Raw genomic sequence first — 11,792 nt, 5'->3', positions numbered from 1 at the left:
GGACGGTCGCGAACACCTCCAGCGCCTGGGCGCGGTCCGCCCCCATCCCGCCTTTACAACGCTATCCAAAATCTTTCGCGCCGGGCGCGCGGAATAAGTCAATGCCAGACAATCCATTTGTGCCCCGACATAGCAAGTAGAGATGTGGATATGGATGTTCGCCAACCTGGAGTATCGCGGCCGCGCGTCACCGTGCCTGGCTTCGGCCCCGTATCGCCCCCTCCGCACACCCCCCATCGCCAGCAGGGCGGCTTCGCTCGCCTGATCCCCGCACGCGTTCGAGGACTCGATCGATGAAGCTCAATCCCGGCCTCCTTGCCCTTGCCGTCGGCGCTTTCGGAATCGGCGTCACCGAATTTGCCCCCATGGGGCTTTTGCCCGTCATCGCGAATGATCTTCGCGTGTCGATACCGACCGCCGGGTTATTGATCAGCGCTTATGCATTGGGCGTGGTGATCGGCGCGCCGCTGATGACGTTGACGACGGGCCGTGTGCCACGGCGGACATTGCTGATCGCACTGGCCGGTATCTTCACCCTTGGCAATTTGCTGGCGGCAGTATCGACCGGGTACGCCATGCTGATGGCCGCACGGGTGCTGACCTCATTCAATCACGGCGCATTCTTCGGTGTCGGCTCGGTCGTCGCCGCAAGTCTCGTGCCGGCCGAGCGCCGCGCCGGAGCGGTCGCGGCGATGTTCATGGGGCTCACGATCGCCAACATCGTCGGCGTGCCGCTCGCGACCTGGGCGGGCGATCATCTCGGGTGGCGCACATCCTTCTGGGGGATTACCGCGCTGGGTGTCACGACGATGGCCGCATTGCGGCTCACCCTGCCGGTATTGCCTGCCCCCAAGGACGCCAATGCCATGGCCGAGCTACGCGTCTTGACGCGCGGACCGGTGCTTGCCGCACTTGCCCTGACCGTGGTCGGGGCGAGCGCGATGTTCACCGTCTTCACCTACATCACGCCGATCCTGCGCCAAATGACGCACGCGTCGCTCGGCTTCGTTACCGCGATGCTGGTGACGTACGGCGTGGGGCTGACCATCGGTAACTGGCTCGGCGGCCGCTTTGCCGATCGCTCGGTCGATCGGACGCTGATCGTAACGCTGGCGTCGCTGACGGTGATCCTGGTCGCTTTTGCGATGCTGATGTCGTTTGCCGTGCCGACTGCAATTCTCGTCTTTCTATGGGGCATTGCGAGCTTCGCTCTGATCCCGCCCCTGCAGATCCGGGTGATGCATGCCGCCTCGGACGCCCCCAACCTCGCCTCGGCGATGAACATCGGCGCGTTCAACCTGGGCAACGCGATCGGCGCAGCGGCGGGCGGCGGGGTCATTGCGGCCGGTATCGGCTATCCCGCCGTGGCGCTTACCGGTGCCGTTGCCTCTGCACTTGGCTTGGTCGCCGTGATCGTCAGCGTCCGGCGGGCGACGGCAACCCGTGCGCCCTTAGTGCAGACGATATCCGAGGCGGTATCGTCCTGACAATCTAGCGCGTTAACACAACCATCCGCGTAGCCTGCGCAGGCGTTGCCAATATTGCTGCGCCCGGGGTCGGTCGGAGCTTGCCGCCCACCCCTCCCCCGGCCCGACACCGGAGGGGCAGATGACAAAAGCAAAACTTGGCAAAGGCCAAGATCGGCAGCGTTGTATATCCTACTACTTTGATAGAGTTTTGGGATATACGTTCCGGACCGGGATTTTACATCTCCATGCCAATGCCCCTTACCCCCGGAACCGCGGAGGCGCGCCACGGCTTCGACTGGCCTACGGCGTTGGTGGCGGGGACGATCTATGGTGCCTGGAGCGCCCTCACTCTCTGGCATGACGCGTTGCCATTGCCCGTTCTGTTGCTGTTGGGCGGCTGGATCGTGGCATGGCACGGCTCGCTCCAGCACGAAACGATTCACGGGCATCCGACCTCTATCCCCGCGATCAATCAGGCAATCGGCTTCGTGCCATTGAGCCTGTGGCTCCCCTATGCATGTTATCGGCGAAGCCACATCGCGCATCACGCCAGCCCCGCAATCACCGACCCGCTCGCAGACCCTGAATCGCGCTATGTCGATCGACATCGGGGCGTTGCCTGGTTGGCGGCACGGCTGCAGTCGACCTTGTTCGGACACATGCTGATCGGGCCGCCGATTGCGATCGTGCGGTTCCTGATCGACGAGGGACGCCGAGCCGCGTTGGATCCGGGCGCAGTGTTGCGCGACTGGGTGCCACATCTGGGGGCGGTCATGCTCTTGCTGGCGTGGCTCGACTGGGTCGGTCTCGGTCTTGCGAGCTATTGTGCGTATTTCGTCTATCCCGGCATGGCGCTCACCGCGTTGCGCAGCCACGCCGAGCACCGCGCGGACCTGACCACACCCAGCCGGGCGGCAACTGTCGAGCGTGGCGGTCTTTTGGCGTTGCTTTTCCTGAACAACAATCTGCACGCAGCGCATCACGCGCGGCCCGGCCTCGCCTGGTATCGCCTGCCCGCCTATCACCGCCGGAACCGCACCCAGCTGATCCCGCCGGGCGCGGTCGTCTATGATGGTTATGGCCAGATCCTGCGCCGCTTCGCGCTCCGTTCGCACGACGCGCCGCTCCACCCCACCCATCGCACGTCCGTATGAAGCAGCGCGTCGCCTCGCTCGGCATGTACGATCATGGGCCGCAGCAAGCCGCAAACGATCGCCTGTGGAACGAGATTGCCCGCATTCTGGGCGCGCGCGGGATCAAAGGGGTACCGCGCCACCTCGATCGCAGCCGCACCGTCCAAACGCTATGGCATGATCCTGATCTGTTATTCGGCCAGATTTGCGGATTTCCGCTGATTTCCGATCCGTCGCTGAAGCTGCGCGTCCTTGCGACCCCGGTCTATGATACCCCGGCCTCCGGCCTCGGTTTGCACCGCAGCTTCCTGGTCGCCCGCCACGACGACGCGCCGACGCTCCCGGCCTATCGTGGTCGCGCCGCCGCGATCAACGGCACGGACTCCAACACCGGCATGAATCTGTTTCGCGCGATCGTCGCGCCGCTGGCCGATGGCGGTCGCTTCTTCGGCACCGTTCTCCAGACCGGATCGCATCGGGAGAGTGTCGCAGCGATCGTGCGCGGCGATGCCGACATCGCCGCCATCGACAGCGTCACCTTTGCTGCGGTGAAACGCGATAGCCCGGAGCAAATCGACGCGTTGCGTATCCTCGCCACCACTGCGGAAAGCGCCACGCCGCCCTTCGTCACGTCGCGCGCCACCCCGATCGAAGCGGTCGCCGCGCTGCGCCTTGCACTCGCGCAGGTCGTCGCCGATCCCGGCCTCGCCGCTGCGCGCGACGCACTCTTCCTGCGCGATATCATCACCGGCGGCACCGAACGCTACGCGCCACTGCGCTCGCTTGAGATCGAAGCGGTGGTGGCCGGCTATCCCGAATTGCTCTGATCAAAGGATCTCTCGATGCGACACACCGTCCCGTTCCTGGCCGCCCTGCTTGCCGCCACCCCCATCGCCGCGCAGACCATCGTGTTCGATCCGCATCTCGACCTGCCCAAGACGGCCGCGACGCCGGGGTGGAACGGCCTGAACGACCCGAGTTCCCAGTTCGACCTCGCACGCGCGCAAAGCGGCGGGTTGACCGCTGCCGCGGTTGCCCTGTTCGTGGCACAGGGGCCGCGCGACCCCGCATCGCTGGCAACCGCGCAGCGCGACGCGATCGCACGCGACGCGGCAATCCACGCCATCGCCGATGGCAACCCGACGCGCGCCGCGCTGGCCCGCTCGCCCGCCGACGTTCGACGCATCGTCGCCGGGCACCGCTTCGCCGTGGTCGAGAGCCTGCTCAATGCGTGGCCAGCGGGCGACGACGTCGACGCATTCGATCGCTGGTATGCGCGCGGCGTGCGGATCGTCGGTTTCGTCCACGCCGGGCACAATCAGTTTGCGGATTCCTCGCGCCCTGCCTTGCAGTTGGGCGACAGAACGGCTGAGCATGGCGGGCTGTCGCCGCTCGGGCGGCAGGCGGTGCAGCGGCTCAACGATCTGGGCGTTCTGATCGACGTCTCGCAATTGTCGGACGCGGCGTTCGATCAGGTGCTGGCACTAAGCCGCGCACCGGTAATCGCCAGCCACTCGGACGTGCGTGCGCTTGTCGATGCATCGCGCAACTTGAGCGATGCGCAGCTCGATGCGTTGAAAGCCAAGGGTGGCGTAATCGCGATCAATGCGTTCAGCGCCTATCTACATGCGCGCAGCCCGCAAACGACGGAAGCCGTCGCCAAGCTGCGCGCCGGATATGGGCTTTCCGAAAGCGGGAGCACGGTGCTCTCGCCCGAGCAGCAGGCGGACTATGACCGCCGCTACCACGAGATCGTCGGTGCCGAGCCCAGAGCGACGTTGCGCGAGTTGATCGACGCAGTGGATTATGCGGTCAAGCGCATCGGCATCGACCATGTCGCCTTGTCGTCGGACTTCAATCACGGCGGCGGCGTAACCGGATGGTCCGATGTCGGAGAGACGGCAAACGTCACTGCCGCGCTGAGACAGCGTGGCTACACCCCGGCGCAGATCGAGCAGCTCTGGGGCGGCAATGTGCTGCGCGTCTGGCAAGCTGCGATCGATGCACGCAATCCTCGCTATCGGCTCGCGGCGAGCGGCTGATCCGCCGGGTCAGGGGCGATTTGCCTGCACCCGAACGTCCGATCACGCCGAAAACCTCACCGCGTTCGATCTACGGCGAGACGCCGTCCAACGCGATGCCGGCGTTGCCGGGAAAGACGTCCATCAGTTCGATCACGGCACCATCACCTGTGCCGCAAAGCGCTCCATTTCCTCGGCCTGCGGGCTCATCTGCAACAACAGCAAATCGAGGCCTGCCGCCTCATATTCAGCGATGCGTTCGCGCAATTGTTCGGGCGTGCCGACCAAATTCGGGCGCAGGCCGCGATTGGACACCGAATATTCCTGAATCTTCAATTCGCGCTCAAGCTGCGTGCCCGACAGCCACTGATCGAAATTGGCATAGCCGGCGGGCAGATCGGTCACCGTGGTGATCCGCTCCAACTCGCGTTTCGCCTCGGCCTCGCTATCTCGGACGATCGCATAGGCGGCCATGCCGTAGCGCATCGGTGCGCCACCGACCGCTTCGCGCCGCGCGGCCATGTCGGCGATCTTGGGCGCAATCGCAGTGACCGGATCGCCATGCATCACATAGGCATCGCACTGACGCGCGATCATCGCCTTGGCCTTCTCGCTTTCCCCACCGGCATAGACCGTTGGCCGCTTGGCGGGCTTGGGCGCGCAGATCGCGTCCCGGGTGCGGTAGAATTGCCCGTCGAAGCTGAACCGGTCCTGCGTCCACAGCCCTTCGACCACGTCGAGCCACTCGGAGGTGCGCGCATACCGATCGTCATGCTCGTCAAACTGCAGGCCATATTGCCGCGCTTCATCCGCCCACCAGGAGGAAACGACGTTCAGCGCCAGACGCCCGCCAGCAATTTGGTCAATATTAGCGGCGGCTTTGGCGAATAGCGCGGGATGGTGAAAGTTGGGACGCACCGCGACCATCAGCTCGATGCTCTGGGTAACTGCGGCGAGCGCCGCTGCGGTTGACCAGGCATCGAGCGCGGGCTGATCGATACCTTTGATATCGTTCAGATTGAGCTCGGCGATCAGCGTGAGGTCATAGCCGAGGTGTTCGGCCCGCTGGGTCAGGCGTCGGGTATAATCCCAACTCGCGTCCATGCCCTCGTCGGCCACATTGCGCAGCCAGCCGCCGAACACCGGCGTCCAATATCCATAACGCATCAGCCTTTCGTCCCTTCGATGACCTGCACCAGATAGTCGACCAAGCGGTCGTGCGGATCCCAACCGAGGATGTCGAGCGGCTTCGCGACGAAATTGGACAGCGCATTAATATCATAAAAGCGCGGCGTGCCGTCGCGATCGTCGATCATCACCTCAATCCCGCCGACGTCGAGATTGACCGCGCGCGCGATCCGCTCCGCCGCGTCGCGCCAACCGGGGGCCGGGTCGGCCGAAACCATCGGGATCGGCGCGCCCGGAATTTGGCATGCGTCGGCAGGGCACAAATCGAACACTCCGCCCCCCGCGATATCAAGGGCATAGAGATAGCGGCGGTCCAGCGTTTCGATCCGCGTGACCGTACCATCCCGCGCGGGCACGAAATCCTGGACGAGCAGAACCCCGTCGATGCTCGTCGGCAACAGGCCATCCACGATCGCCGCGCGCAATTGATCGAGCGTATCGTACCGCGCAATCCCCGCGCCCGAGCCCCCGATATTGGCCTTTACGACGAGCGGGAAAGCGAGCGAAGCGGCCGCCGCCTCAACGTCGCTGACGCGGTGAACAATGCGCGTTTCGGGAATGGCGAGCCCCAGCCCGGCGATCAGCGAAAGCTGGCGTGCCTTGGACGAATCGATTGCCAGCACATCCGGCCCGTTAACGATCCGCGCACCGGCGCGGTGCCAGTGGTCAAGCAGCGCCGCCGCATAAAAGATGGGATGTTCGTCGCTGCGCAAAAAGCTGGACATTGCGATACGGTTGAACACCACATGCCCCGGAACGCGGCGATCGCCGGGGTCGAAATGCCCATCGGGCTTGAGGGTGACATAGTCGATTCCGCGCCGATCAAGCGCGTCGAACAGCGGCGTGAACCAGGCGGGGTGTTCGTACAGCAGGGCAAGGTCTGTCATGGCAACTCTGACGGTCTCGGTTCTGAAGGCGTGGAAAAGCCGCGCCTGCCACGACCGCGACGGTACCGCCACCGATGATCGCTATCGCCCGGCCAAGCGGCGGTTTACGGTCTCACCACCTCACTCACCACGAAAGAAGCTGTTCTTGGCTGCGCTAAGGGTTTCGCTGCGTTGCAATCCCTATCCTTTTGAAGGACATTAAGCGCAAGCCTTTTCACCGGCCGCACGGAACAACGCATCCGCATGAATCGAACGTCCCTCGCGCTCCTTCCCCAGCATCAGGCGCTCTTTCGAAAGTCCGGCAATGGATTTTGCGTCTGCCGCGATGCCCGCCCCTTCCCCCCGATCCGGACCGAACCTGCACCCGAACCTAAGGGTCGGACAGTCCGCAAGCGTCCACCCTTAGTGTCGCAAGGGAGAGTTACATGATCCAAGTCGTATCGCAGCCACGCACTCCGCTTGATTTCCTGTGGTTCATCCCCTCGGGCGGCGACGCGCGCTATCTCGCCTCGCCGATCGGCGAACGCGCGCCGACGCCTGCTTATCTGCGCGAAGTGGCGGTGACCGCAGATCGGCTTGGCTTCTACGGCGTATTGATGCCGACCGGCGCGGGCTGTGCCGACGCCTGGATCACCGCCGCGTCGATCGCGCCGTTCACCGAGCGCCTGAAACTGCTGGTGGCGCTGCGCCCCGGTCTCACCGCCCCCGCCGAAGCGGTCCGCCAGGCCGCCGCGCTCGACCGACTGAGCAACGGGCGCGCATTGCTCAACGTCGTGACCGGCGGCAGCCCGCGAATGCTGGCACAGGACGGCATCTATCTCGATCATACCGAACGCTATGAACAGACTGCCGAATTCCTCGACATCTGGCGCAAGCTGGCGCGCGGCGACACGGTCACGCAGCAGGGCAAATATCTGTCAATCACCGGCGGACAGCTCAATTTCCCGTTCGTGCAAACCCCGCACGCGCCGGTGTGGTTCGGCGGATCCTCCGACATCGCGCGAGAGATCGCCGCCGAGCATGTCGACGTCTATCTCGCCTGGGGCGAACCGCCGCAGCAACTGAAAGAAGTGATCGACGACGTCCGCGCCCGCGCCGCCAAGCGCGGGCGCACGATCCGCTTTGGCTTGCGGATCCACTTCATCGTCCGCGAAACCGACGACGCTGCCTGGGCCGCCGCACATGATCTCATCCGGCATGTCTCCGACGTGCAGATCGAGCAGTTCCAGGCGATGCTGAGCAAGGGCTCGGACTCGGTCGGCCAGGCGCGGATGCAGGCGTTGCACAAGGGCAGCCGCGACAATCTCGAACTCGCCCCCAATTTGTGGGCTGGCATCGGGCTGGTCCGCACGGGGGCGGGCACCGCCTTGGTGGGCAGCCCCGACAGCATCGCCGAGCGCTTGCAGGAATATGCCGATATCGGGATCGATACGGTGATCGGCTCGGGCTACCCGCATATCGAGGAAGCGTACCGCGTCGCCGAGTTGCTCTTCCCCAAGCTCAACCTACCCAACCGCTCGGTTGAGGCATTGCCGCCCGTCCGCCCGCTGCTCCCCCCAATTGCGGGGCAGAGTGCCGCTGGGCGCGTTACGTGAGGGTGTAAAGCAGGGCTCCTTCTAACGCCCGAGCAAGCGATCGAGGATAAGCCCTTCGACCCGCGCCAGCTCGGCATCGCCGTGCCGACGCGGCCGTGGCACGTCGATGCGGATGTCGAGCGAGATGCGCCCGCCCTCCAGCACGATCACCCGGTCGCCCAGTGCCACCGCTTCGGCGACGTCGTGCGTCACCAGCAACGCGGAAAAGCTCTCGCTCGCCCAGACGCGTTCCAGCAGCCCCTGCATCTCGATCCGGGTAAGCGCATCGAGCGCGCCAAGCGGCTCGTCGAGCACCAGCAGGCGCGGTCGGCTGATGAGCGCGCGCGCCAGCGACACCCGCTGGCGCTGGCCACCCGACAGGTTGGCGGGCCAGGCATTCGCCTTGTCGGCCAGCCCGACCTCCGCCAGCCGCGCGTCGATCAGGCGATCCCGCTCGGCACGGTCGGAAATGCCACGCGCACCGACGGCGACATTGTCGCGCACGCTTGCCCAGGGCAGCAGGCGCGGTTCCTGAAAGACGACGCGGGCGGCGGCGACATCGGTGTCGATCCGCCCCGCACTCGGCTTCAGCAGTCCGAGGATCGCGCGCAACAAGGTGCTTTTGCCGCATCCCGAGCGCCCAACAATCGAGATGAACTCGCCCGCCGCCAGATCGAGATCCAGCCGGTCGAGCACCCGGGTCTCGCCGAATTCGACCGTCAGGCCCCGCACCGCCACCGGCGCGCCAGTGCGCGGCCTGACGGTCGGGGCGACGACGCGGAGCTGAGGCGCACTCATCGATCAAGCCAAGGCATAAGCGGGGTTCCAGCGCAGGAGACGACGTTCGAGCAAGCGGGTCAGGCTGTCGGCCAGCTTGCCGAGCGCGGCATAGACGAAGATCGACAGCACGATGATGTCGGTCTGGCTGAACTCGCGCGCCTGCATCGCCATATAACCGATGCCCGAATTGGCGGCGATCGTCTCGGCGACGATCAGCGTCAGCCACATGATGCCCAGCCCGAAGCGCAAGCCGACCAGGATCGAGGGCAGGGCACCGGGAAAGATCACGCGGCGGAACAGGTCCCAGCGCGACATGCCGTAGATCCGCCCCATCTCGATCACCTGCGGGTCGGTCGAAACGACGCCGTGATAGGTGTTGAGGTAGATCGGAAAGAAGATGCCCCAGGCGACGAGCAGCACCTTGGCCTGCTCGCCAATGCCGAACCACAAAATGACGAGCGGCAGCAACGCGAGATGCGGAATCGTGCGCACCATCTGCAAGGTCGGGTCTAGCAGCCGCCGCGCGGTTGGCGACACGCCGCACAGCAGGCCCAGCAGGAAACTGATCGCGCCGCCCGCCACCAGCCCGGTCAGCGCGCGCGCGGTGCTGACCGCGAGATTGGCGACGAGTTGCCCGTTGGCGATCAATTCCCCCGCCGCGACCACCACCGCCGTCGGTGCGGGCAGGATATTGGACGGCAGCACGCCAAGGCTTGAAGCCAGCTGCCAGGCAAGCAGCAATCCCACCGGCACGATCGCTGGGGTGAGCGCGCTGTTCGCCAGAGCCCAGCGCCGTTCCCGGCTCATTTTGCGGGTGTCCAGCCGGTCCACGCCGCTTTTGCGGCATCGATCTTCCTCGGGATGACCTTCGCCGCCAACAGATAATCCGCCACGCGTTGCTGGGTGGCGATATCGGCGGGGGTGATCGGATCTACCGCAAACAGGAAGTCCTTGTAGCGGGCGAGCATCCCGTCGAGCACCGGCAGCGGCAGCCGCGTCGCCTTGGCGACAGCATCGCGATAGAAGGTGCGATGCGCGTTGCCCCATGCCGCTTCGGCACGCAATTCATCGAGCGTCACCTTCAACACATCGGTCCGGTCCCGTGTGAACTTGCCCGACGCAACGTAGAGCGCAACAGTCCGTAGGTCGCTTGGCGGAAGGGCGATCTCACGGGCATTGCTGCGGGCGAGCGCCAGCGTGAAATACGGGTCCCAGGTCAACCACGCATCGATCGAGCCATTGGCCAGTGCCGTCTGCGCATCGCCGGGGGCGAGGTTGACCGACACGATGTCCGCCAGCGTCAGCCCGACGCGACCGAGCGCCGAAGCGATCGCATATTCGGAAGCCGACCCCTTGGTATAGGCGACCTTCTTGCCCTTCAGATCGGCGAAGCTTTTGACCGTCGATCCCTTGGGTACCACCAGCCCGCTGCCGACCAGCCCGGGCACGCTCTGCGCCGCGACATAATAGAGATCGGTCCCCGCCGCTTGGGCGTAAACCACTGGCGTATCGCCCACGAGGCCGATGTCGACCGCGCCTGCGCGGATCGCCTCGATCAGCGGCGGGCCGGAGGGAAATTCGACCCATTTGACCGGGCCGATCCCGCGCGCCTTCAGCCGCTTCTCAAACTCGCCGCGCGCTTGCGCAAGAAACGGAACGCCGTTCTTCTGGGTGGCGAAGACGACGCCCTTGTCCGATGAGTCGTGCTTCGCACTGCCACAGCCAACCAGCGCCAGCGCCGCGACACCGCCGCCGATCAGGCCCAGGATCTGACGACGGATCATTCCGCCGCTTCCAGCAAGGCGGTGGGTTCGGGGAGAATCTGTCGGCTTTCGCGCCCATCGACTCCGCGCGGGATTTCGCCATCGAGCGTAACGCGGCGCACCACGCGGTGCTGGTCGCCATAATCGTCGATCGCGTAATGCTGTGTCGCGCGATTGTCCCAGATCACCACATCGCCCTCGCTCCAGCGCCAGCGCACGGTGTTTTCCAGTCGCGTCACATAGCTTTGCAGGATCTCGTAGATGCGCTGCGACTCGCTCGCCGACACGCCGAGAATGCGCTTGACGAAACCGCCGAGCAGCAAGCTACGCTCGCCGTTTTCGGGATGGACGCGGACCACCGGATGCTCGACCTCGTAAACGGTCGAGGCGAAAATGTGCTTGTGCAGGTTGATTTCGCGCTCGCTCGCCTCGGGCCGCTGGGCCGCATAGTCATAGGCGTTGCTGTGGATCGCGCGCAGCCGGTCGGCGAGCAGGCGCAATTCCTCGGGCAGGTTCTGATAGGCCGCCGCTGTGTTCGCCCACACGGTGTCGCCGCCCGCTGCCGGGATCGTCACCGCGCGCAGGATCGAGGCGAAGGGATAGCCGTCAACGAAGGTCACGTCGGTATGCCAATGGTTGGCGCGGCCGCCGATGTGAGAATCGAGTTCGAACAGGAAATCGCCGCCACGGCTCGGCACCGTCGGATGCGCAACCGGCTTGCCAAAGCGCTTGCCGAACGCTTCGTGGCCGGCATCGTCGAGATGCCCCTGCCCGCGAAAGAACAGCACCTTGTGCCGGACCAGCGCCGCACGCACCGCGGCGAGTGTGGTGTCGTCAAGCGCTGCGCTCAACCGCACCCCGCGAACCTCCGCGCCAATCCGGCCGCCGACTGGAAGGACATCAAGGATACCGTCCGGGTCCGGTGCATTGAGATAGGCATTGGCAGACGTCGTCATGGCAAGTCTCCTCCGTCGAAA

The 11,792-nt window shown here is 65.1% G+C and carries 12 protein-coding genes; 6 read left to right on the top strand and 6 right to left on the bottom strand.

The window, feature by feature from the left end:
* Positions 1-293 precede the first annotated feature (293 nt).
* The 4 genes from EJC47_RS13635 (at position 294) to EJC47_RS13620 (ending at position 4,644) form a co-directional block, all read left to right on the top strand.
* Positions 294-1,487: an MFS transporter gene (locus EJC47_RS13635; RefSeq protein ID WP_033967450.1), complete on the top strand. Its 1,194-nt coding sequence runs from the start codon at positions 294-296 to the stop codon at positions 1,485-1,487.
* A gap of 227 nt (positions 1,488-1,714) precedes the next feature.
* Positions 1,715-2,623 (top strand): fatty acid desaturase, encoded by a 909-nt coding sequence (locus tag EJC47_RS13630; protein WP_260591582.1) that lies wholly within the window; start codon positions 1,715-1,717, stop codon positions 2,621-2,623.
* A complete protein-coding gene (locus EJC47_RS13625) occupies positions 2,620-3,429 on the top strand; it encodes a phosphate/phosphite/phosphonate ABC transporter substrate-binding protein (protein ID WP_126848459.1) in 810 nt (269 codons plus the stop codon). The genes EJC47_RS13630 and EJC47_RS13625 overlap by 4 nt, the downstream gene beginning before the upstream one ends.
* 15 nt (positions 3,430-3,444) lie before the next feature.
* Positions 3,445-4,644, top strand: a complete 1,200-nt coding sequence (locus EJC47_RS13620; RefSeq protein ID WP_126848457.1) for a dipeptidase — start codon at positions 3,445-3,447, stop codon at positions 4,642-4,644.
* Positions 4,645-4,776: 132 nt separating this feature from the next.
* Here the strand turns inward: EJC47_RS13620 and EJC47_RS13610 are convergent, their stop codons facing one another.
* On the bottom strand, positions 4,777-5,790 hold the full coding sequence (locus EJC47_RS13610) for an LLM class flavin-dependent oxidoreductase (protein ID WP_126848455.1): 1,014 nt from the start codon (positions 5,788-5,790) through the stop codon (positions 4,777-4,779).
* Positions 5,790-6,698: an ATP-grasp domain-containing protein gene (locus EJC47_RS13605; RefSeq protein WP_126848453.1), complete on the bottom strand. Its 909-nt coding sequence runs from the start codon at positions 6,696-6,698 to the stop codon at positions 5,790-5,792. Before EJC47_RS13605 ends, EJC47_RS13610 begins: the two co-directional genes overlap by 1 nt.
* Here EJC47_RS13605 and EJC47_RS13600 point away from each other — a divergent pair.
* Together EJC47_RS13600 and ssuD are read left to right on the top strand one after the other, a co-directional pair.
* Positions 6,697-6,900: a hypothetical protein gene (locus EJC47_RS13600; protein WP_126848451.1), complete on the top strand. Its 204-nt coding sequence runs from the start codon at positions 6,697-6,699 to the stop codon at positions 6,898-6,900. The two genes, EJC47_RS13605 and EJC47_RS13600, sit on opposite strands and share 2 nt — an antisense overlap.
* A gap of 223 nt (positions 6,901-7,123) precedes the next feature.
* Positions 7,124-8,293, top strand: coding sequence for an FMNH2-dependent alkanesulfonate monooxygenase (gene ssuD / locus EJC47_RS13595; RefSeq protein WP_126848449.1), 1,170 nt, complete (start codon positions 7,124-7,126; stop codon positions 8,291-8,293).
* 21 nt (positions 8,294-8,314) lie between these two features.
* Here the strand turns inward: ssuD and EJC47_RS13590 are convergent, their stop codons facing one another.
* The 4 genes from EJC47_RS13590 to EJC47_RS13575 are packed head-to-tail and all read right to left on the bottom strand — an operon-like array spanning position 8,315 to position 11,771.
* Positions 8,315-9,070 (bottom strand): ABC transporter ATP-binding protein, encoded by a 756-nt coding sequence (locus EJC47_RS13590; protein ID WP_126848446.1) that lies wholly within the window; start codon positions 9,068-9,070, stop codon positions 8,315-8,317.
* 3 nt (positions 9,071-9,073) lie between these two features.
* Positions 9,074-9,859 carry an ABC transporter permease subunit gene (locus tag EJC47_RS13585; protein WP_126848444.1) on the bottom strand — a complete coding sequence of 262 codons (786 nt, stop codon included), beginning with the start codon at positions 9,857-9,859 and terminating at the stop codon, positions 9,074-9,076.
* The gene (locus tag EJC47_RS13580; protein WP_126848442.1) at positions 9,856-10,836 is read right to left on the bottom strand and encodes an aliphatic sulfonate ABC transporter substrate-binding protein; all 981 of its coding nucleotides are present in this window, start codon (positions 10,834-10,836) and stop codon (positions 9,856-9,858) included. The genes EJC47_RS13585 and EJC47_RS13580 overlap by 4 nt, the downstream gene beginning before the upstream one ends.
* Complete coding sequence (locus tag EJC47_RS13575) at positions 10,833-11,771, bottom strand: TauD/TfdA dioxygenase family protein (RefSeq protein WP_126848440.1); 939 nt, start codon at positions 11,769-11,771, stop codon at positions 10,833-10,835. The genes EJC47_RS13580 and EJC47_RS13575 overlap by 4 nt, the downstream gene beginning before the upstream one ends.
* Between the last annotated feature and the right edge of the window lie 21 nt (positions 11,772-11,792).

Source organism: Sphingomonas sp. TF3 (genome assembly GCF_003985085.1).
In the GTDB taxonomy this organism is placed as follows: domain Bacteria; phylum Pseudomonadota; class Alphaproteobacteria; order Sphingomonadales; family Sphingomonadaceae; genus Sphingomonas.
Note: the sequence above shows the minus strand (reverse complement) of the source record. Positions and strands in the feature narration are given on the sequence as shown.

Excerpts from the sequence above, each read along its gene's own strand:
- EJC47_RS13635 (WP_033967450.1), top strand. The coding sequence starts at position 294 with ATGAAGCTCAATCCCGGCCTCCTTGCCCTTGCCGTCGGCGCTTTCGGA.
- EJC47_RS13630 (WP_260591582.1), top strand. The coding sequence starts at position 1,715 with ATGCCAATGCCCCTTACCCCCGGAACCGCGGAGGCGCGCCACGGCTTC.
- EJC47_RS13625 (WP_126848459.1), top strand. The coding sequence starts at position 2,620 with ATGAAGCAGCGCGTCGCCTCGCTCGGCATGTACGATCATGGGCCGCAG.
- EJC47_RS13620 (WP_126848457.1), top strand. The coding sequence starts at position 3,445 with ATGCGACACACCGTCCCGTTCCTGGCCGCCCTGCTTGCCGCCACCCCC.
- EJC47_RS13610 (WP_126848455.1), bottom strand. The coding sequence starts at position 5,790 with ATGCGTTATGGATATTGGACGCCGGTGTTCGGCGGCTGGCTGCGCAAT.
- EJC47_RS13600 (WP_126848451.1), top strand. The coding sequence starts at position 6,697 with ATGGCAACTCTGACGGTCTCGGTTCTGAAGGCGTGGAAAAGCCGCGCC.
- EJC47_RS13605 (WP_126848453.1), bottom strand. The coding sequence starts at position 6,698 with ATGACAGACCTTGCCCTGCTGTACGAACACCCCGCCTGGTTCACGCCG.
- ssuD (WP_126848449.1), top strand. The coding sequence starts at position 7,124 with ATGATCCAAGTCGTATCGCAGCCACGCACTCCGCTTGATTTCCTGTGG.
- EJC47_RS13590 (WP_126848446.1), bottom strand. The coding sequence starts at position 9,070 with ATGAGTGCGCCTCAGCTCCGCGTCGTCGCCCCGACCGTCAGGCCGCGC.
- EJC47_RS13585 (WP_126848444.1), bottom strand. The coding sequence starts at position 9,859 with ATGAGCCGGGAACGGCGCTGGGCTCTGGCGAACAGCGCGCTCACCCCA.
- EJC47_RS13580 (WP_126848442.1), bottom strand. The coding sequence starts at position 10,836 with ATGATCCGTCGTCAGATCCTGGGCCTGATCGGCGGCGGTGTCGCGGCG.
- EJC47_RS13575 (WP_126848440.1), bottom strand. The coding sequence starts at position 11,771 with ATGACGACGTCTGCCAATGCCTATCTCAATGCACCGGACCCGGACGGT.